At 65.6% G+C, this 413-nt stretch carries 1 pseudogene; it reads right to left on the minus strand.

Going from position 1 to position 413, the window contains the following annotated elements:
- Positions 1-37 precede the first annotated feature (37 nt).
- Positions 38-413, minus strand: a pseudogene (locus EN994_RS35105) (hypothetical protein); the annotation flags it as partial.

Below are 413 nucleotides of genomic sequence, written 5' to 3' on the forward strand. Positions count from 1 at the left end.
ACCATCATCGGGTTCAGGCATTGTTGAGGCCGACGGGTCATCCCAAGTCCCCCAAACCCCTCGGCCCGTCTAACCTATAGCCGACCGCAAGGTCGGCTTTTTCTTTTCCGAAATCAGCCTGCGCCAAGGCAAGGTTGCCGCTGAACAGCGCAGCCAGCTCCTGTGCCGGCGGCTCGGCATCCTGGCGCAGCCGGATGGCGAACTCAGCCAAAGGCACCTGCGGCAGGCCAAGCTGGCGCGGCGCCTCGACAATCCCGGAATGGGCAAAGCGAGCCGTTCGCAGCGTCAGTGCGACACCGGCGTTCACGGCTGTGCGCAGGCCGGCCAGACTGGCGCTGCCGGCAGCAATGCGGTAGCGGCGGCCGGCGGCATCGAGTGCGGCAAGTGCCGCTTCGCGAAAACCGCAATATGGA

The organism is Mesorhizobium sp. M7A.F.Ca.CA.002.09.1.1, from assembly GCF_003998555.1.
Classification (GTDB): domain Bacteria; phylum Pseudomonadota; class Alphaproteobacteria; order Rhizobiales; family Rhizobiaceae; genus Mesorhizobium; species Mesorhizobium ciceri.